We start from the raw sequence: 19,108 nt of genomic DNA on the forward strand, positions 1-19,108 counted from the left end.
GGCGGTGCTCGCCCCGCTCGTGCCACCACGCGCCCTCCTCGTGCCGGCGCCGTCGCGGCCCGCGGCCGCCCGGGCCGGCGGGGGCGACCACGTGCTCCGGCTGTGCCGGCGGATCGCGCCCGCGCGCACGCTGCCGCTGCTCGGACTGGCCCGCCGGACGCGGGACTCCCTCGGCCTCGACGCCGCCGGACGCGCGGCGAACCTGGCGGGCCGGGTGCACGTGCGCTCCCGGGAGAACCCGCCGGGCGCGGTCCTGCTCGTGGACGACGTGGTGACCACCGGGGCCACGTTGCGGGCCTGCGCACGCGCCCTGGCGGAGGTCGGGATCCCGGTCTCGGGGGCGGTGGTGCTGTGCGACGCGAGCAGCCGGACGGACCGCCGGCACCCGGCCGGGAGCGCGCCGCCGGCACGGCCGGCAACCCCACCACTCTACGTGTTTGCGCAGGTCAGGGGAAGAGAATCCGGAGATTTCGCCCGGTTCGGCGTCACTCGTCGCTCAGGACTGTTGCCAAAGCGTGATGCGCACTACCGTGCCTGGCACACGTAACCCAGACCACAACGGGAGGGGAACACCGACCGTCCGCTTCGGGTCCCCCAGGGTCGCACCACACCCGCGCACGTGCGCTCCTCGAGCCCCGGGCCCGAAGTCACCACGCCGACGCCGCAACGCACGGAGAGCGAGGGAAGTCGAGTGGAGATTGTCGTCACCGGCCGGAACGTCGAGGTCCCGGACCATTTCCGGATCCATGTGGAAGAGAAGCTGACCCGGCTCGAACGGTACGACCACAAGATCGTCGGGATGGAGGTCGAGCTCTTCCACGAGCCGAACCGCCGGCAGGCCAAGATCTGTCAGCGCGTGGAGATCACCGCGCGGGGCCGCGGCCCCGTCATCCGCGCCGAGGCCTGTGCACAGGACTTCTACGGCGCGCTGGACTGCGCGGTGAACAAGCTCGAGAGCAGGATGCGGCGCTCGCACGACCGCCGCAGGCTCAACGACCGACGCTCCCGCGTCATGGCCGGGCGTGGCGCCGTGACCGCCGGCTCTGCCGTCGCCGTGCTCGACACCCTCCCGGAGACCGAGGAGACCATCCCCGAGGTCGACGTGCCCCGCCCCCGCGACCACACCGAGCACCTCGACGCCGCGCAGGAGTCCGGCCACGACACCGCCGGGTACGAGACCGACGAGGAGGAGAACGTCCCCGGCCGCATCGTGCGGCGCAAGCAGCACTCGAGCGAACCGATCAGCGTCGACGAGGCGCTCTCCCGGATGGAGCTGGTCGGCCACGACTTCTACCTCTTCGCGGACGCCGAGAGCGGCACCCCCTCGGTCGTCTACCGGCGCCGCGGCTACGACTACGGCGTGATCAGTCTCGGCGGCTGATCGGGCGGACCCACCGGCCCTGCCCACGAGGGCGCCGGGGTGCGGCACGCCCGCGTCCCGGCGCCCGTCCACCGGATCCGACGGCGACGACCCCGGAACCCGCGAGGGTCCGGGGTCGTTGCACGGTGAGGGGTCGCCGCGCCGATGGCTACCATGGTTCGCGGGTGTCTGCCGTGCGCCGGCGTCCGCCCCGGTCCTCCGGCGCCCGTCGGGCCCGCAGGACCGCGCCCGAGACCGCGATCGCGAATGAGGTCGACCAGTGCCGTTGTTGAACCGCCTGCTCCGTGCCGGTGAGACGAAGCTGGTGAAACGGCTCGGCAGGATCGCCGCGCACATCGACGCGCTCGAGCCCGAGATCGAGCCGCTCTCCGACGCCGAGCTGCGCGCGAAGACGGACGAGTTCCGCGAGCGGCACGCGGACGGGGAGAGCCTCGACGACCTGCTGCCCGAGGCGTTCGCGGTGGTCCGCGAGGCGGCCAAGCGCACCCTGGGCCAGCGCCCCTTCCCCGTCCAGCTGATGGGTGGCGCGGCCCTGCACCTGGGCAACGTCGCGGAGATGCGCACCGGTGAGGGCAAGACCCTGACCTGTGTGCTGCCCAGCTACCTCAACGCGCTCACCGGCAAGGGCGTGCACGTCGTCACCACGAACGACTACCTGGCCCGCCGCGACTCGGAGAACATGGGCCGGATCCACCGCTTCCTGGGCCTCGAGGTCGGCGTGATCCTCGCCGAGATGACCCCCTCGCAGCGCCGCACGATGTACGCCGCGGACGTCACCTACGGCACGAACAACGAGTTCGGCTTCGACTACCTGCGCGACAACATGGCGTGGAACGCCGCGGACATGGTGCAGCGCGGGCACCACTTCGCGATCGTCGACGAGGCGGACTCGATCCTCATCGACGAGGCCCGCACCCCGCTGATCATCTCCGGGCCGGCCGAGCAGAGCGCCCGCTGGTACCAGGAGTTCGCGCGGATGGCGCCGCTGCTCAAGCGGGACGTCCACTACGAGGTCGACGAGCGCAAGCGCACCATCGGCGTCACCGAGGAGGGCGTGGCGTTCGTCGAGGACCAGCTCGGCATCGACAACCTCTACGAGGCGGCCAACACCCCGCTCGTCGGCTACCTGAACAACGCGCTCAAGGCCAAGGAGCTGTTCAAGAAGGACAAGGACTACATCGTCCGGGACGGCAACGTCCTGATCGTCGACGAGTTCACCGGCCGCGTGCTGGCGGGGCGCCGCTACAACGAGGGCATGCACCAGGCCATCGAGGCCAAGGAGAAGGTGGACATCCAGGCGGAGAACCAGACCCTGGCCACCATCACGCTGCAGAACTACTTCCGCCTCTACGAGAAGCTCTCGGGCATGACCGGTACCGCCGAGACCGAGGCGGCCGAGCTGCACCAGACGTACGACATGCACGTCGTCGTCATCCCGACCAACCGCCCGATGATCCGGCTCGACCAGGCCGACCTGATCTACAAGACCGAGGCGGCCAAGTTCGAGGCGGTCGCGGACGACATCGCCGAGAAGCACCGCAAGGGCCAGCCGGTGCTGGTCGGCACGACGAGCGTCGAGAAGTCCGAGTACCTGTCGAAGCTGCTGGTGGCGCGCCAGGTCCCGCACGAGGTGCTGAACGCCAAGCACCACGAGCGCGAGTCGATGATCGTCGCGCAGGCGGGGCACGCGGGCGCGGTCACCGTCGCCACCAACATGGCCGGCCGCGGTACGGACATCATGCTCGGCGGCAACCCGGACTTCCTCGCCGACCTCGAGCTGCGCAGCCGCGGGCTGGACCCGGTGGAGCACCGCGAGGAGTACGAGGCGGCCTGGGACGAGACCGTCGCGCGGATGAAGAAGCAGGTCGCGGCCGAGGCCGAGGAGGTGCGCGCGGCCGGCGGGCTCTACGTGCTCGGCACCGAGCGGCACGAGTCGCGGCGCATCGACAACCAGCTGCGCGGCCGCTCCGGCCGGCAGGGCGACCCGGGCGAGTCCCGCTTCTACCTCTCGCTCGGCGACGACCTCATGCGGCGGTTCAACGGCGCCATGGTCGAGTCGATCATGACCCGGTTCAACCTGCCCGAGGACGTCCCGATCGAGGCCAAGATGGTCACGCGGGCGATCCGCAGCGCGCAGACGCAGGTCGAGCAGCAGAACTTCGAGATCCGCAAGAACGTCCTCAAGTACGACGAGGTGCTCAACCAGCAGCGCAAGGTGATCTACGCCGAGCGCCGCCGGGTCCTCGCGGGCGAGGACGTCCAGGAACAGACGCGGCACATGCTGCACGACGTGATCCACGCCTACGTCGAGGGCGCCACCTCCGAGGGCTACGCCGAGGACTGGGACCTCGACAAGCTGTGGACCGCGCTCGGCCAGCTGTTCCCGATCGCGATCAAGTGGCAGGACCTCGTCGACGGCGACCCGGACGAGGGCGGCCTCGACGAGCTGACCGCCGAGCGCATCGAGGAGGCCGTGATCGCCGACGCCGAGCGCGCCTACTCGGTGCGCGAGGCCGAGATGGACCAGCTGATCGGGGCGCAGGGGGGCATGCGCGAGCTCGAGCGGCAGGTCCTGCTGCAGGTCATCGACCGCAAGTGGCGCGAGCACCTCTACGAGATGGACTACCTCAAGGAGGGCATCGGGCTGCGGGCCATGGCCCAGCGCGACCCGGTGATCGAGTACCAGCGCGAGGGCTACGACATGTTCACCGCGATGCTCGACGGCATCAAGGAGGAGACGGTCGGGCACCTGTTCAACGTCGTGGTGCAGGTCCAGGAGTCGCCCGAGGCCGGGGCGGTGCCGGCCGGGGCGGCGCCCGCGGCACAGAACGGCGCCGGCCAGAACGGTGCGGGCCAGAACGGTGCGGGCCAGAACGGTGCCGGCCAGAACGGGGCCGGTGCCCGGCAGGGTGCCGCGGCCGCCCCGTCGAGCGCGCCGGCCGCCGAACCGGTCACCAGCCGGATCCCGCGCGTCCCGGCCGCCCTGGCCGCCGACGGCCGCCCGGACGAGACCCCGACGTCGGTCCTGCCCACCGCCTTCCGCGCCGGCCCGCCGCAGCAGAACCTCAGCTACAGCGGCCCGAGCGACGACGGCGGCGAGGTCGTCACCCGCGGCGGCCAGCGGGGTGGTCAGCGCGGCGGTGGCGCCCAACGGCAGCCGCAGGGCGCGGGGACCAACCGGGCCGAGCGCCGGCGTCAGGAGCGGGCGGCGCGCAAGCAGCGCTGAGCGCCCGGCCTCAGACCACCCGGAGGGCGACGCACCGCCACTCGCCCTGACCGGTGAGCTCGAGGCGGGCGGCGAGGGCGCGGAACCGGGTGCCGAACCGGCAGACGGCCGCGACCTCGGCGGCGGTGCGCGCCGGCAGGCTCACGTGCAGCGAGCGCAGGGACGCCCCGGCCGCGGCCCCGTGTCCGCGCCGTGGGACCCCGGCGCTCACGTACCGCAGGACCGGGGGCGCGGCGAACGGGGCGAGCTGGGTGACCGGACGGCGGCCGTCGAGCACCTCGAGCGCGGTGCGCACGACGAGCTCCGCCCGTCGCCGGGCCGCGAGCGCCCGTTCCCGCTCCCGGCGCGCGGACCCGGGCGGCGGCGTCCGGGGCACCTCGTCCCCCGCGGGACCGGTCCGGGTGCTCGGCAGTGCCCCACCGCCCGATGCCGAGCGTTCTGCGCGGTCGGTCGTCGCCGCCGCCGCCGTCCCGTCGTGCGCCTCGGCCTTCGGCCTGCGGCCGAGGACCGGGTCGGCGACCTCGGGAGTCGGCGGCTGGGTCTCCTCGGAGGCCGGGGGCGGGTCGCCCTGCACGGCCCAGCCCCCGTCGAGGGCGGGCAGGTCTGCGTCCGGCGGCTCCAGGGCCGGCTCGTAGACGACCGTGCCGAAGACCGGCAGCACGGGTCCCGGGGCGGTGAGCGTCATGGCTCGAGCGTGCGGCCGTCCCGCCCGCCGCGGAGCCGATCGGGGTACTTCGCCGCCGAACCATCAGCGGCCTGATGGTTCGGGCGGCTAAGGTGCGCGGCGTGGGCGAGCAGCCGCTGGACCGGCTCCTGATCGCGACCGGCGCGACGCTCGCCCGGTTCCGCCAGCGGGTGGTGGCCGCGCACGGGCTCTCGGCGACCGCGCTCGACCTCCTCGCGGCGCTGAGCGGCGAGGACGGGGTGCCGCACCGCGAGCTCGCCGGGCGGCTCGGGCTCACCCCGGCGACCCTCACCCCGGTCGTCGACGCCCTCGAGCGGGCCGGCGACGTCCGGCGCGAACGCGACGCGGACGACCGGCGGGTGGTCCGGGTGTACCTCACCGACAGCGGCCGGCGGCGCCGCGTGGCGGTCGCCGACCAGGTGGACCGGGCCCTGCGGGACGCGCTGCCGGGCGAGGAGCCGACGGTGCGCCGCTACCTGGGCCAGGTCCTGGCGGCGGTCGAGGGGCGGCTGGCGTGACGGCGTTGCGCGGGCTGATCCTCGACTACGGCGGCGTGCTCACCGACGGGCCGGAGATGGCCGAGCTGCCGGCCCGCGCGCGGGCGGCGGGGCTGCGCGTCGCCCTGCTCTCCGACGCCCACAGCGTCCCGGCGGAGTATGCCGCCCGGTTCGACGCCGTGGTCCTCGGTGGGGCGACCGGCGCCCGCAAACCCGATCCGGAGGCGTTCCGGCGCACCGCCGAGCGGCTGGGGCTCGCGCCCGGCGACTGCGTGGTCGTCGACGACCTGCCCGTCAACGTCCGCGGCGCGAGTGCGGCCGGGGCGGTCGGGGTCCGGCACACCGATCCCGACGCGACCCTGCGCGAGCTGGAGATCCTCTTCGACTGGTGAGACCGGGCCGGGACGACGGCGGCGCCGCCCCGGAGGGCGGCGCCGCGACGGACAGCCGTGGTGGTCGGCCGAGAGGGTCAGGGGTCACTGCTGGGGCGGGGGCGGGGGCTGCTCGCCCTCCGGCGCCGGCGGCGGCGCGGCGGTGGTGTCGCCCTCACCGGTCCTCTGCTGGAGGAAGTCGACACCCTTGTCGATCTGGTCGTCGTGCCCGGCGTACTTCTGCTTGGCCGCGTCACCGGCCTTGTCGAGGCCCTGGTCGACCTTGTCGTCGTGCTTGCCGAGCATCTCCTTGGCCTTGTCCATGAAACCCATGTCGCCACCGTGGACCTCCTGGCCGGGGCGCGCAACGCCGGGAGTCACCCGATCGGGCGAAGCCTCGCGTGCTCGCGGCGCAGGTCGTCGACGGAGGTGATGCCGAGGAGCTGCATGGTCCGCGTGATCTCCCCGGTCAGGATGTCGACGGCCTTCGCGACGCCCGCGCGCCCGCCCGCCATCAGCCCGTAGAGGTACGCCCGGCCGACCAGCGCACCGCGCGCGCCGAGCGCGACGGCCGCCACCACGTCCGCCCCGTGCATGATCCCGGTGTCGACGTAGACCTCGGCGGAGTCGCCGACCTCCTGCACCGTCGGCTCGACCAGCTCCACCGGGACGGGCGCGCGGTCCAGCTGCCGGCCGCCGTGGTTGGAGAGCAGCACCGCGTCGACCCCGGCGTCGACGACCCGGCGGGCGTCGGCCACGTTCTGGATCCCCTTGATCATCAGCTTGCCGGGCCACGCCCCGCGCAACCACTCGACGTCGTCCATGGTCAGGGCAGGATCGAAGACCCGGTTGATGAGGTCGGCGACCGTGCCCTCGGTGCGCTCGAGGGTCGCGAAGGTCAGCGGCGAGGTGGTGAGCAGGTCGAACCACCAGTGCGGGTGCAGCGCCCCGTCGAGGAAGGTGCGCAGGGTGAGCGCGGGCGGGATGGTGAGGCCGTTGTGCACGTCCCGGCGCCGGTTGCCGCCGACGGGTGTGTCGACGGTGAGCATCAGCGTGTCGTAGCCGGCGGCGGCCGCGCGCTGGACCAGGTCCTTCGCGAACGCCCGGTCCCGCCACAGGTAGAGCTGGAACCACCTGCGGGCGGCGGGGGCGGCCTCGGCGACCTCCTCGATGGTCGTGGTGCCCATCGTGGACAGCGTGTACGGGATGCCCGCGTCGGCCGCGACGGACGCGACGGCGGGCTCGCCCTCGGTACCCATCATGCGGGTGAAACCGGTGGGTGCGAGAGCGAACGGCAGGGCCGAGCGCGCGCCCAGCATGTCGCGGCCCAGGTCGACCGCGCTGACGTCCCGCAGCACCGTCGGGGTGAACTCGATGCGGGACCAGGCGTCCCGCGCCCGGTTCAGGGAGAGCTCGCCGTCCGCGGCGCCGTCGGTGTAGTCGAACACGGCGCGCGGGGTGCGGCGGCGGGCGATCTCGCGCAGATCGGCGATCGACGCGGCGCGCCGCAGCCGGCGGTCGGTCGCGTCGCGGACGAAGGGGGCGGGCCGCAGCAGGGGCAGCAGCTCCTTCGGCTTGGGCATCCGTCGCTGGACCATGCCGCGAGGCTAGTCCGCCTGACGCCCGGCTGACGGGCGAGCGGCGCGTTCGTCCACACCTCCCGCAGGAGAGCGCCGTTCGCTCGTCCGGGTGGGCTCAGCGGCGGCGGTGCAGCTCGTAGGCGGCGACGGCGGCGGCGCTGGCGACGTTGAGCGACTCCACCCCGCCCATCAGCGGGATGGCGAGCAGGTCGTCGAGCAGGGGGCGCACGGCGTCGGAGAGCCCGTCCGTCTCGTTCCCGAGCACCAGCGCGACCCGGGGCGGGAGGTCGGCCGCGAGCAGGTCGGCCCCGCCGGCGTCGAGCCCGAAGATCCCGAACCCGGCCTCCTTGAGCTGCGCGAGCCCCTCCTCGGCGGTCGCCGAGCGCAGCACCGGCGCGGAGAACGCCACCCCCGCCGAGGCCTTGATCACCAGCGGGTCGATCGCGGGCACACCGCGCCGGGGCAGGAGCACGCCGTCGAGACCCGCGCCCGTGGCCGTCCGGAGGATCATGCCGACGTTCGACGGGTTCGTGACCCGGTCGAGCACGAGCACCCGCGCCGGGCGCCGGGAGCCGAGGTCGCGCAGGAACACCGGCACCGGTGCCATCCGCGGCGCGACGACGTCCGCCAGCACCCCCTGGTCGTGGCGGCCGTTGCCCGCCAGCACCTTCACCCGGTGCGCGCTCGCGCGCTGCACCGGCACCCCGCGGCGGCGGGCCGCGTCCGTGATGGCGCGCACCGAGTCCCCGCGCGTGCCCTCGGCGATGATCACCTTGTCGACGGCCAGCGACTCGTCGTCGAGCGCCTCGAGCACGGGCTTGCGGCCGTAGACGGTGATGAAGGAGTCCTTCGGCGAGACCGGCGATGCCACCCGTGCAGGGTCGCACGCGCACGTAGGATCGCGACCATGCCGCCCCGGCTCTCCGCGCTCGACGCCTCGTTCCTCTATCTGGAGCAGTCGACCACGCCGATGCACGTGGGTGGCGTGGCCGTCTTCAAGCGGTCCGGCAAGGGCGGGCTGGACTACGAGAAGCTGGTCGGGCTGGTGGAACAGCGCCTGTCGCTGGTGCCGCGCTACCGGCAGAAGGTCCGGCACGTGCCGGGCAACCTCGCCCGGCCGGTGTGGGTGGACGACACCGAGTTCGACGTCGCCTACCACGTCCGCCGCTCCGCCCTGCCCCGCCCGGGCACGGACGAGCAGCTGTGCGAGCTCGTCGCGCGCCTGATGTCCCGCCCGCTCGACCACACCCGGCCGCTGTGGGAGATGTACCTGGTCGAGGGCCTGGAGAAGAACCGGGTCGCCGTCGTCACCAAGACCCACCAGGCCATGGTCGACGGCATCTCGGCGATCGACCTGTCCCAGGTGATCCTCGACGTCTCGCCCGACACGCGGCCCGGCGTCGAGGAGGTGTGGATGCCGCGGCCGGAGCCGAGCGACCTCCGGCTGATCGCCGAGGCCGTGAGCGACGCCGTCTCCCGCCCGGGCGAGATCGTCGACAACGTCCGCTCCGCCACCGGGGACGCGGTCGCGACCGCCACCAAGCTCGCGGGCATGGCGGGCAAGCTGGTCACCATGGCCCGCACGGCCTCCCGCCCGGCGCCGGGCACCCCGCTCAACGTCCACATCTCCACGCAGCGCCGCTTCACGATCGCGCGCACGGACCTCGAGGCCTACCGGCGGATCCGCGCCGCGCACGGCTGCACGGTCAACGACGCCGTGCTGAGCGTGGTCTCCGGGGCCCTGCGGAACTGGCTGCTCTCCCGCGGCGAGCCGGTGACGTCGGGGGCGACCGTGCGGGCGATGGTGCCGATGTCCGTACGCGGCGAGGCCGACGTGCCCAGCTCGGCCACCTCGGGCTCGCTCGGCAACCGCGTGTCCTCGTTCCTGGTCGACCTGCCGGTGGGGGAGCCGAGCCCGGTGGTGCGGCTGCACCACGTCACGCACGCGATGCGCGAGCACACCTCCACCGGCCGCAACGTCGGCGCCGACACCCTGGTCCGGATCGGCGGGTTCGCGCCGCCGACCCTGCACGCGCTGGGCGCGCGGGCCGCGAGCGGGATCTCCAGACGGATCTTCAACCTCGTCGTGACGAACGTCCCCGGCCCGCAGTTCCCCCTCTACGCCGCCGGAGCGCGCATGCTGGAGATGTTCCCGGTCGTGCCGCTCGCCAAGGGGCAGGCGCTCGCGATCGGGCTCACCAGTTACGACGGCGGGGTGTACTACGGGTTCAACGGCGACCGGGACGCCATGCCGGACGTCGACGTCCTCGCCGGGCTGGTCGACGAGGCGTTGGACGAGTTGCTGGCCGCGAGCCGCTGAGAGCAGGAGAGAGACCGTGCGGATCTACATCCCCGGGACCTGGCCGATGCTGCGGAAGCTGGTCAAGACCGGACGGTTCGACCCCATCGGGGGGACGGCCTTCGCGCTGACCCCCCGGCTGCGGGAGGCCTACGTGTCCGGCGACGACGAGGAGCTGGAGTACGCCGCGATGGGTGAGGCGGCGCGGGCGTCGTTGCGCCTGCTCGCCGTGGAGTTCGGGCTGGGCGAGGACCAGGTGCCGTCGCGGCGGGTGGTGGTGGCCGCCGACCTCGACGACGTCACCCTGCGGCCCGACCTCGACGACGGCGCGGTCCGCATCACCGGTGCCGTGCCGATGACCGCGATCGCCGCGGTGCACGTCGACACCGAGGAGGCCGAGCACGCGGTGCGGGAGGCGGCCGCGGTCGTGGACAAGGCGGACCTGGGCGACCTCGACGCCGAGTTCCTCGTCGGCGAGGCCGAGGACCACGAGCTCGCCTGGTACTCCCCGGAGGAGATCGCCTTCCTGGTGGACCTCGGCGACCTGTGAGTGCCGCTGCCGGCCCGCAGGAGGTGCGCACGACCCCAGATGAGCTGCGGGTCGGTTCGGCCGCGACCCCGAGCGGCGGCCGTCGGTCACGGTCGCGGCACACCCGAAGGAGCGCGGCACACCCGAAGGAGCGCGGCACCTCCGCCGTGGCGTGGTGGCACATCCGAAGGAGGGCGGCACACCCGAAGGAGCGCGGCACCTCCGCCATGGCCGCGTGACACAACCGGGGTGAGCGCGGCACAACCCGTCGACGGCGTGTGGGAGGTCCGAGCGGGTGTGCCGGGCCGTCGAGGAGCGCGACCCCTCGGCCAGAGGGTGGTCGCACACCCGACAGAGCGCAACACACCCCCAAGGTGCGCGGCACCTCCGCCATGGCCGCGTGACACAACCGGAGCGAGTGCGGCACAACCTGTCGACGGCGTGTGGAAGGTACGAGCGGGTGTGCTTGCTGCCGATTTCCACGCAGTTGCGGATCGGCACCCGGTTTCGAGCGTCCAACTCGCGAACGCCCACGAACCTGACGAAGGCCGACACAACCGGCGCGTCGCCGCACACCTCGTCGACAGGGTGTGCGAGTTCACGCCATGGTGTGCGACGGCATTCTGGCGGGTGTGCGGGGTCGCAGCGGGTGTTCCGCACACCATCCGGGTGTGCGAGGCCCGGGCGGGTCCACGTCGCCGTCCAGCTCCGCCCCGGCCCCGCTTCCGAGGGCCCGGCTTCCGAGGATCCCGGCTCCGACAACCCGGCTTCCGACGACCCCGACCCCCGGTCCCGGTGGCGACGTCCGATACCGGCATCGCCGCAGGTCACGCCCGTCGTGAGTGCCTACCGCCCCTTCCGCGGCAGTAGGAACTCACGAATCAGTCGCTGAACCGGGGGGCCCGCTTCTCGAACGACGCCGTGACCGCCTCCACCTGGTTGGGGCTGCCGATCAGCGCGCCGATCTCGGTCTGCTCCGCGGCGAGCTGGGTCTCGGCGTCGACCCGGCCCGAGCTCTCCAGCAGTCGCTTGGCCGCGCGGATCGCGTGCGGGTTGCGCCCGGCGATCTCCCGGGCCAGCTCCAGTGCCGCCTTGTGCGGGTCGGGATCGACGCGGGTGGCCAGGCCGAGGGCCGCGGCCTCCTCGCCGCTGACCTTGCGCCCGGTGAACGTCAGCTCCTTGGCCACGTCCCGCCCGACCAGCTCGGGCAGCACCTGGGTGCCGGTCATGTCCGGGATCAGGCCCCACTTGACCTCGAGGACCGAGAGGGTGGCGTCGGGCGCGACGATCCGGATGTCGGCGCCGAGCGCGACCTGCAGTCCGCCGCCCAGCGCGTTGCCGGTGATCGCCGCGATCACCGGCACCGGCACCTGCGCCCAGACGGACGCCGCCCGCTGACCGGTGGCCTTGGCCGGCCCGTCGCCCGGCGGGAGGTCGGCGGTGGCGGAGAGCCGCTCCCCGTCCCGCATGGCCCGGAAGGACCCGAAGTCCAGCCCGGCGCAGAAGTCCGGGCCCTCGCCGGAGAGCACCACCGCCCGCAGGCCGGGCTCGGTCCGCAGCCGCTCACCGGTCCTGACGAGGGCGGCGAACATCGCCGGGTCGAGCGCGTTGCGCTTGTCCGGCCGGGCCAGCCGGACGTCGGCCACCCCGTCCGTGATCTCGACGGTCACCCGCTGCGCGGACGTCTCGGATGTCTCGGACACCTCGGTCACTCCTACCTCCCCGTGAACCGGGCCGGTCGCCGCTCCAGGAACGACGCGACCCCCTCGGCATGATCCTCCGACGCGAAGCACTCGGCGAGCGCCTCCCGCGTCGCGGCGACGTGTTCGGCCATCCCGATGCCCGCGCCGTCGAGCACGAGCTTCTTGGTCCGGGCCAGCGCGAAGGGCGACGCCGTGGCGATCTTCACCGCCAGCGCCCGGGCCGCCTCCGGCAGCTCCTCGGGCGAGTGCGCCGAGACGGCGAACCCGAGCGAGACGGCCTCGTCGGCGCCCAGGTCGTCCCCGGTGTAGAGCAGGCGCAGCGCGGCCGGCGTGCCGATCTGGCGGGGCAGCAGCCACGATCCCGCTCCCGTGTCCGACACCAGCCCGCGGTGCACGAAGTTCCACCGGAACCGCGCCCGGGTGGAGACGAGCCGCAGGTCGGCCTGGGTGGCGAACTCCGCCCCCATCCCGACGGCCATCCCGTCGACCGCGCAGAGCACCGGCTTGGGGCACTCCATCAGCGCCGGGATCTCCCGGGAGCGCACCGCGCCGCGCTGGTCGGGCGAGCGACCTGCCAGATCGGCCAGGTCGATCCCGGCGCAGAAACTGCCGGGCACCCCCGTCACCAGCAGGACCGTGACGTCGGGATCGTGCCCGGCCTCGTCGATCCGGGCCGTGAACTCCTCCAGCATGGCGTAGGTCATGGCCCCGCGTTTCGCGGGGCGGTCGATGGTGAGGGTGGCGACCCTCTCCGCCACCTCGTACCGGATCTCCTGCATCCGACCCCTTCCCTCGGCGCCCGTGCCGATGCATCCTAGCTGAACGATCGTTAAGGAGGGCCCGTGGATTTCGCACTGCCGGTGGAGCTGACCCAGAAGCTCGAGGAGCTCGACGCGTTCATCGAGCGGGAGATCGTGCCGCTTCAGGCGCAGGACGACAACGAGCGGTTCTTCGACCACCGCCGTGAGTGGGCGCGCACCGACTTCGAGGCCGGGGGCACGCCGCGCCCGGAGTGGGAGGAGTTGCTGCGCGAGATGCGTCGCCGCGCCGACGCGGCCGGGTGGCTGCGCTACGCGCTGCCCAAGGAGGTCGGCGGGCAGGACGGCACCAACTTCGACATGGCCGTGATCCGCGAGCACCTGGCGCGCAAGGGTCTCGGTCTGCACAACGACCTGCAGAACGAGTCGTCGGTGGTCGGGAACTTCCCGTTCGCGCACATGCTGCTCGCCTTCGCCACCCCGGAGCAGAAGGAGGAGTACCTCGAGCCGATGCTGACCGGCCAGGCCCGGATCGGGTTCGGCCTGACCGAGCCCGACCACGGCTCGGACGCCACCTGGATGGAGACCCGCGCGGTCCGCGACGGCAGCGGCAACGGGGACTGGATCATCAACGGCGCCAAGCGGTGGAACTCCGGGATGCACTCGGCCACCCACGACGTGGTGTTCGCCCGCACGTCCGGCAAGGACGGCGACGCCCGCGGGATCACCGCGTTCTTCGTGCCCACCGACACCCCGGGCTTCTCGGTCGACTTCCACTGGTGGACGTTCAACATGCCCACCGACCACGCCGAGGTGACCATCCGCGACGTCCGGGTGCCGCACTCGGCGATCTTCGGCGAGGAGGGCGAGGGCCTGGCCGTGGCGCAGACCTTCGTGCACGAGAACCGGATCCGCCAGGCCGCCTCCGGGGTCGGGGCCGGCCAGTTCTGCATCGACCGGGCCGTGGAGTACGCCCGCAAGCGGGTCACCTTCGGCGCGCCGCTGGCCACCCGGCAGGCCATCCAGTGGCCGCTGGTGGAGCTGCAGACCGAGGCGGAGATGCTGCGCGGGCTGGTCCGCAAGACCGCCTGGGAGCTCGACCGGGTGCCGCACATGGAGATCAGCGACAAGGTCTCGATGTGCAACTACCGGGCCAACCGGTTCGTCTGCGACGCCGCCGACCGGGCCATGCAGGTGCACGGCGGCCTGGGCTACTCCCGTCACCAGCCCTTCGAGCACATCTACCGCCACCACCGCCGCTACCGGATCACCGAGGGCGCCGAGGAGGTCCAGATGCGCAAGGTCGCCGGCTACCTGTTCGGCTTCGCCGGGCCCAACAAGGTGCGCTGATGCAGGACTTCAGGGCACTCGGCAAGCGGCTCTCGAACTGGGGGCGGTGGGACCGCGACGGCGTCCGCGACGAGCGCGGGACCACCAACCTGCTCACGCCGGAGCGGGTCGCCGCGGCGGCCGGGCTCGTGCGTGAGGGGAAGATCTTCGACCTCGGCATCCCGTTCGGCCGGGGTGGCCCGCAGCCGGGCGGGGGCCGGATCAACCCGATGATCCTGGTGTCCGAGACCGGCGCGGACCAGGACTTCCCGGGCGCCTTCCACTACGCCGACGACTACGTGTTCATGCCGCTGCAGAGCGCGTCGCAGTGGGACGGGCTCGCCCACGTCTTCTACGACGACCAGCTCTACAACGGGTTCCCCGCCTCCGCGGTGAGCCCGCACGGCACGAGTGCGAACTCGATCGACAAGCAGGCCAAGGGCATCGCGGGCCGCGGCGTGCTGGTCGACGTCGCCCGGCACCGCGGCGTCGAGTGGCTGGAGGCCGGCGAGGTGGTCACGCCGGAGGAGCTCGACGCGGCGATGGCCGCGCAGGGCGTCGCGCTGCAGGGTGGCGACATCCTGCTCGTGCGCACCGGCTGGCGGCGCAAGTTCCTGGTGGAGAACGACGCCGCGGCGTTCATGGCCGGCGAGCCCGGGCTCGGCCTGGACTGCTGCGAATGGCTGCACGAGCACGAGGTGGCCGCGGTCTGCTCGGACAACTGGGCGATCGAGGTGCTCCCGGGGGAGATCCCCGGCGAGCAGCTGCCCGTGCACATGGTGCTGATCCGGGACATGGGCATGACGCTCGGCGAGATCCTCGACTTCGAGGAGCTCTCGGCGGACTGCGCCGAGGACGGCCGCTACGAGTTCTTCCTCACCGCGCCGCCGATCAAGTTCAGCCGGGCCCTCGGCTCGCCGATCAACCCGTTGGCGATCAAATGACGCCGCCCGACCCGCTGCGGCGCAGCCGGGTAGCCTTCCCGCAACCGTCCGGGGTGCCGGGCGGGCCGACGGACGGGGGAGGGACCGATGGCGCGAGCGCACCAGCCCGCCTCGCGGCCCCCGAACGCGCCGCCGGGCGACGCGGCGATCCTCGAGGCGTCGATCGCGACCATGGCCGAGCACGGCTACCACGGGACGTCGGTGCGGGACATCGCGCTGCGGGCCGGGCTGAGCCCCGCGGCGCTGTACCACCACTTCCCGTCGAAGCAGGCCGTCCTCGCGATGATCATGGAGCGGGGGATCGAGGCCCTGCTGGCGCGGACCCGCGAGGCGCTGGAGTCCGCGGGGGACGACCCGGCGGACCGGCTGCGGGCGCTGGTCGAGGTGCAGGTGCTGTTCCACCTCGAGGACCAGCGCGGCACGCTGCTGGGCACCAGCGAGCTGCGGGCGCTGGAGGAGCCGGTGCGCACCCCGCACCTGGCCAAGCGGCACGCGCAGCAGCGGATGTTCGACGAGGTGGTGGCCCGGGGCGTGGAGACCGGTGCGTTCCGCACCCCGCTCCCGGGCGAGGCTTCGCGGGCGATCGTCGTGATGTGCACGGGCGTCGCCAGCTGGTTCTCGCCGGAGGGGCCCGCCTCGCGCGAGGAGATGGTGCGCCGCTACCAGCGCCTCGCCCTGGACATGGTCGACGCGGTGGACCCCGGCCCCTGGGACGGCGAACCGGGCTGACGGGCGGGGGTGCGGCATGACCGCCACCACCGACACCCGGTTGCCGACCGGTGACCCCGCGGACCCGGCCGTGCTCGCGGGGCTGCTCGGCGCCCGCCTGACCGAGGTCCTCGGCGAGCCCGTCGAGGTCGTCGGGCTGCACCGGCTGACCGGGGGCGCGAGCCGCGAGACCTGGTCCTTCACCGCCCGCGCCGGCGGCACCGCGCACCGCCTCGTGCTGCGCCGGGACCCGCCCGGCCCCGGCCGGCCGGACGGCATGGCCATGGAGGCGCGGGCGATCGCGGCCGCGGAGCGGGCCGGCGTGCCGGTGCCGCCGCTGGTGGACCACGGCACGGACCCGGCGGTCGTCGGGGCGCCGTACCTGGTGACCCGGCACGTCGACGGGGAGACGCTCGCCCGCCGGCTGCTGCGCGACCCCGAGTACGCGCAGGTCCGCACCACCCTGGCCGCCGAGCTGGGGCGCGCGGTCGCGCGGGTGCACGCGATCCCGCCGGACGACGTGCCCGGGCTGGAGCGCCGCGACCCGCTGGAGCAGCTCCGGCAGACCTACGACGAGCTGGGCGAGCCGCTGCCGTCGATCGAGATCGCGCTGCACTGGCTGGCGAGGAACCGGCCGGCCGACGTGCCGGAGACCGTGGTGCACGGCGACTTCCGCAACGGCAACATGATCGTCGCGCCGGACGGGCTCAAGGCGGTCCTGGACTGGGAGGTCGTGCACCGCGGCGACCCCCGCGAGGACCTCGGCTGGCTCTGCGTGAAGTGCTGGCGGTTCGGCGCCGCGCCGACCGTCGGCGGGTTCGGCCCGCTGGACCAGCTGCTCGACGGCTACGCCGAGGTGGCCGGGCACCGCCCGGACCCCGAGGCGGTGCGCTGGTGGCAGGTCTACGGCACCGCGCGCTGGGCCGTGGGCTGCCGCGGCATGGCCGAGCGGCACCTCTCCGGGGCGGTCCCGTCCGTGGAGCTGGCCGCGATCGGCCGGCGGGTGTGCGAGCAGGAGCACGACCTGTTCCTCGCGCTCGGCCTGCCCGCCGAGCTCCCGGACCTCCCCGAGGCGCCGCCGTCGGACCTGCACGGCCGCCCGACGAGCCGGGAGCTGCTCGGGGCGGTGGCGCTCTACCTGCGCGAGGACGTCATGCCCGGCACCCAGGGCCGGCTGAGCTTCAACGCCCGGGTCGCGGCCAACGTCGTCGACACCGTCGCGCGGGAGCTCGCGCTCGGCCCCGAGCAGGAGCGCCGGCACCGCGAGCGGCTCGCCCGCTTCGGCCGCGCCGACCAGGCCGACCTCGCCGCCGCGATCCGCGCCGGCGTCGTCGACCCGGAGGACCCGGCGCTGCTGGCGGCGGTGCGGGAGGCGATCACCGACCGGCTCCGCGTGGCCAACCCGAAGTACCTGTCCCACCCCGGCGAATGACCCCGGCGGTGCTGCCCCGTGCAGTGCCGACCCGTGCAGGCCTGACCCGTGCGAAGGAGCACGAATGCGGATCGGCGACATCCTGACCTTCACCGCCGCCCGGCGCGCGGACGAGACCGCGCTGGTGTTCGAGGACCGGAGCTGGACGTTCGCGGAGCTCGACCGGGACGTCCGGGCGCTCGCGACCGGGCTGGCCCGCTACGCCGCCCCGGGCGACCGGATCGCGATCCTGACCGAGAACAACCCCGAGTACATCCAGGCCTACTACGGCGTCCCGACGGCGGGGATGGCCCTGGTGTTCCTCAACTACCGGTTGAGCCCGCGCGAGGTCGTGCTCAACCTGGAGGACTCGACCCCGACGGTCCTCGTCACCGAACGGAAGTACCTGGAGACCGCGCGCCGGGCGATGGCCGAGGTCCCGTCGATCCGCACGCTGGTGTGCGTCGACGGGCCGGTCGAGGGGGCACTGGCCTGGTCGGACCTGCTCGCCGAACCCGGCGCGCTGTCGGTGCCGGACGAGGACTCGCCGGCCTGGCTGATCTACACCTCCGGCACCACCGGGCGGGCGAAGGGCGCGGTGCTGACCCACCGCAACGTCGTCGCCGCGGTGATGAACTCGCTGCTCAGCTGGGAGCACGACCACGATCCCGGGGTGGCGCTGATGCCGTGGCCGCTGTGCCACATCGCCGGCTACGGCGTGCCGATGGCGCACCTCAAGGGCGACACGATGGTCCTGATGCGCCGCTACGACGCCGTCGGGTTCCTGGAGGCGGTGCAGGACCACCGCGTCAGCCAGACCTCGGTGGCGCCGACGATGCTCGCGATGCTGCTGCGCCACCCGCGCTTCCCCGAGTTCGACCTCTCCTCGTTGCGCCGGATCAGCTACGGCTCGGCCCCGATGCCCGCGGCGGTGCTGCGCGAGGCGATGGCGGCCTTCCCGGAGGTCCGCTTCCAGACCGGGTTCGGGATGACGGAGCTGGCCGGCAACGTCGTCGTGCACGGCTCGGCCGACCACGTCCGGGCACTGGAGTCCGACGAGGCCCTGCTGACCAGCGTCGGCAAGCCGCAGTGGCTCTCCGCGGTGCGGGTCGTCGACCCCGAGGGCCGGGACACCGCCCCGGACGAGGTCGGCGAGCTCGTGATCCGCGGCGACCAGGTGTGCGCCGGGTACTGGGGCCGGCCGGAGGCGACCGCGGAGGCCTACCGGGACGGCTGGTTCCACAGCGGCGACCTCGCCCGCCGGGACGCGCGGGGTTACCTCTACATCGTCGACCGCAAGAAGGACATGATCCTCACCGGCGGGGAGAACGTGTACTCCCGCGAGGTCGAGGAGATCCTGCACCAGCACCCGGACGTGGCCGCCGCGGCCGTCGTCGGGCAGCCCGACGAGGTGTGGGGCGAGCTGGTGGTCGCGGTGCTGGAGGCCCGCGAGGGGCGCACCCCGACCGAGGAGGGCGTGCGCGAGTTCTGCCGCGGCCACCTGGCGGGCTACAAGATCCCGCGCCGGGTGCTCGTGGTCGACGAGCTGCCCCGCACCACCACCGGGAAGGTCCGCAAACCGGTGCTGCGCGAGCTCGTGACGCGCGAGCCCGTTGACACCGCCCGGACCCCCTCCTAGCGTGACCTGAACGATCGTTCAGCACGATCCCCCCCGCACTTCCAGCGT

General features: G+C 73.5%; 18 protein-coding genes. 12 read left to right on the forward strand and 6 right to left on the reverse strand.

The window, feature by feature from the left end:
- The 3 genes from ACFQH9_RS14835 to secA all read left to right on the forward strand — a co-directional run.
- Positions 1-547 (forward strand): ComF family protein (locus tag ACFQH9_RS14835; RefSeq protein ID WP_379566663.1); only part of this gene is annotated, 547 nt, incomplete at its 5' end.
- A 144-nt stretch (positions 548-691) separates the two neighbouring features.
- A complete protein-coding gene (hpf, locus tag ACFQH9_RS14840) occupies positions 692-1,381 on the forward strand; it encodes a ribosome hibernation-promoting factor, HPF/YfiA family (RefSeq protein WP_379566664.1) in 690 nt (229 codons plus the stop codon).
- 259 nt (positions 1,382-1,640) lie between these two features.
- Positions 1,641-4,607: a preprotein translocase subunit SecA gene (gene secA / locus ACFQH9_RS14845; RefSeq protein WP_379566665.1), complete on the forward strand. Its 2,967-nt coding sequence runs from the start codon at positions 1,641-1,643 to the stop codon at positions 4,605-4,607.
- Positions 4,608-4,617: 10 nt separating this feature from the next.
- On the opposite strand, the gene ACFQH9_RS14850 is transcribed toward secA, so the two are convergent.
- Positions 4,618-5,292, reverse strand: coding sequence for an Rv3235 family protein (locus tag ACFQH9_RS14850; protein ID WP_379566666.1), 675 nt, complete (start codon positions 5,290-5,292; stop codon positions 4,618-4,620).
- A 101-nt stretch (positions 5,293-5,393) separates the two neighbouring features.
- Here ACFQH9_RS14850 and ACFQH9_RS14855 point away from each other — a divergent pair, with 101 nt between their 5' ends.
- Positions 5,394-5,810 carry a MarR family transcriptional regulator gene (locus ACFQH9_RS14855; RefSeq protein ID WP_379566667.1) on the forward strand — a complete coding sequence of 139 codons (417 nt, stop codon included), beginning with the start codon at positions 5,394-5,396 and terminating at the stop codon, positions 5,808-5,810.
- Positions 5,807-6,181, forward strand: a complete 375-nt coding sequence (locus ACFQH9_RS14860; RefSeq protein ID WP_379566668.1) for an HAD-IA family hydrolase — start codon at positions 5,807-5,809, stop codon at positions 6,179-6,181. Before ACFQH9_RS14855 ends, ACFQH9_RS14860 begins: the two co-directional genes overlap by 4 nt.
- A gap of 84 nt (positions 6,182-6,265) precedes the next feature.
- Here ACFQH9_RS14860 and ACFQH9_RS14865 read toward each other — a convergent pair whose 3' ends face one another.
- The 3 genes from ACFQH9_RS14865 to ACFQH9_RS14875 form a co-directional block, all read right to left on the reverse strand.
- Positions 6,266-6,493, reverse strand: coding sequence for an antitoxin (locus tag ACFQH9_RS14865; protein ID WP_379566669.1), 228 nt, complete (start codon positions 6,491-6,493; stop codon positions 6,266-6,268).
- Between the two features lie 44 nt (positions 6,494-6,537).
- Positions 6,538-7,758, reverse strand: coding sequence for an alpha-hydroxy acid oxidase (locus ACFQH9_RS14870; protein WP_379566670.1), 1,221 nt, complete (start codon positions 7,756-7,758; stop codon positions 6,538-6,540).
- 97 nt (positions 7,759-7,855) lie between these two features.
- Entirely contained in the window at positions 7,856-8,611 is a 756-nt protein-coding gene (locus ACFQH9_RS14875) for a TrmH family RNA methyltransferase (protein WP_379566672.1), read from the reverse strand.
- A 36-nt stretch (positions 8,612-8,647) separates the two neighbouring features.
- Between ACFQH9_RS14875 and ACFQH9_RS14880 the strand changes: the two genes are divergently transcribed.
- On the forward strand, positions 8,648-10,060 hold the full coding sequence (locus ACFQH9_RS14880) for a WS/DGAT/MGAT family O-acyltransferase (protein WP_379566673.1): 1,413 nt from the start codon (positions 8,648-8,650) through the stop codon (positions 10,058-10,060).
- A 16-nt stretch (positions 10,061-10,076) separates the two neighbouring features.
- Positions 10,077-10,589 carry a DUF6912 family protein gene (locus ACFQH9_RS14885; protein WP_379566674.1) on the forward strand — a complete coding sequence of 171 codons (513 nt, stop codon included), beginning with the start codon at positions 10,077-10,079 and terminating at the stop codon, positions 10,587-10,589.
- Positions 10,590-11,449: 860 nt separating this feature from the next.
- Here ACFQH9_RS14885 and ACFQH9_RS14890 read toward each other — a convergent pair.
- Together ACFQH9_RS14890 and ACFQH9_RS14895 are read right to left on the reverse strand one after the other, a co-directional pair.
- The gene (locus tag ACFQH9_RS14890; RefSeq protein WP_379566675.1) at positions 11,450-12,271 is read right to left on the reverse strand and encodes a crotonase/enoyl-CoA hydratase family protein; all 822 of its coding nucleotides are present in this window, start codon (positions 12,269-12,271) and stop codon (positions 11,450-11,452) included.
- Between the two features lie 11 nt (positions 12,272-12,282).
- Positions 12,283-13,050, reverse strand: a complete 768-nt coding sequence (locus ACFQH9_RS14895) for an enoyl-CoA hydratase/isomerase family protein (RefSeq protein ID WP_379566676.1) — start codon at positions 13,048-13,050, stop codon at positions 12,283-12,285.
- A 63-nt stretch (positions 13,051-13,113) separates the two neighbouring features.
- Between ACFQH9_RS14895 and ACFQH9_RS14900 the strand changes: the two genes are divergently transcribed.
- The 5 genes from ACFQH9_RS14900 (at position 13,114) to ACFQH9_RS14920 (ending at position 19,060) form a co-directional block, all read left to right on the forward strand.
- Entirely contained in the window at positions 13,114-14,379 is a 1,266-nt protein-coding gene (locus ACFQH9_RS14900) for an acyl-CoA dehydrogenase family protein (protein WP_379566677.1), read from the forward strand.
- Positions 14,379-15,302, forward strand: coding sequence for a cyclase family protein (locus ACFQH9_RS14905; RefSeq protein WP_379566678.1), 924 nt, complete (start codon positions 14,379-14,381; stop codon positions 15,300-15,302). The genes ACFQH9_RS14900 and ACFQH9_RS14905 overlap by 1 nt, the downstream gene beginning before the upstream one ends.
- Positions 15,303-15,389: 87 nt before the next feature.
- Positions 15,390-16,031: a TetR/AcrR family transcriptional regulator gene (locus tag ACFQH9_RS14910; RefSeq protein WP_379566679.1), complete on the forward strand. Its 642-nt coding sequence runs from the start codon at positions 15,390-15,392 to the stop codon at positions 16,029-16,031.
- Between the two features lie 16 nt (positions 16,032-16,047).
- A complete protein-coding gene (locus ACFQH9_RS14915) occupies positions 16,048-17,442 on the forward strand; it encodes a phosphotransferase family protein (RefSeq protein ID WP_379566680.1) in 1,395 nt (464 codons plus the stop codon).
- A 64-nt stretch (positions 17,443-17,506) separates the two neighbouring features.
- A complete protein-coding gene (locus ACFQH9_RS14920; RefSeq protein ID WP_379566681.1) occupies positions 17,507-19,060 on the forward strand; it encodes a class I adenylate-forming enzyme family protein in 1,554 nt (517 codons plus the stop codon).
- The last annotated feature ends 48 nt before the right edge of the window (positions 19,061-19,108 follow it).

Origin of the sequence: Pseudonocardia lutea, from assembly GCF_042658055.1 — a bacterium.
Taxonomy (GTDB): Bacteria; Actinomycetota; Actinomycetes; order Mycobacteriales; family Pseudonocardiaceae; genus Pseudonocardia; species Pseudonocardia lutea.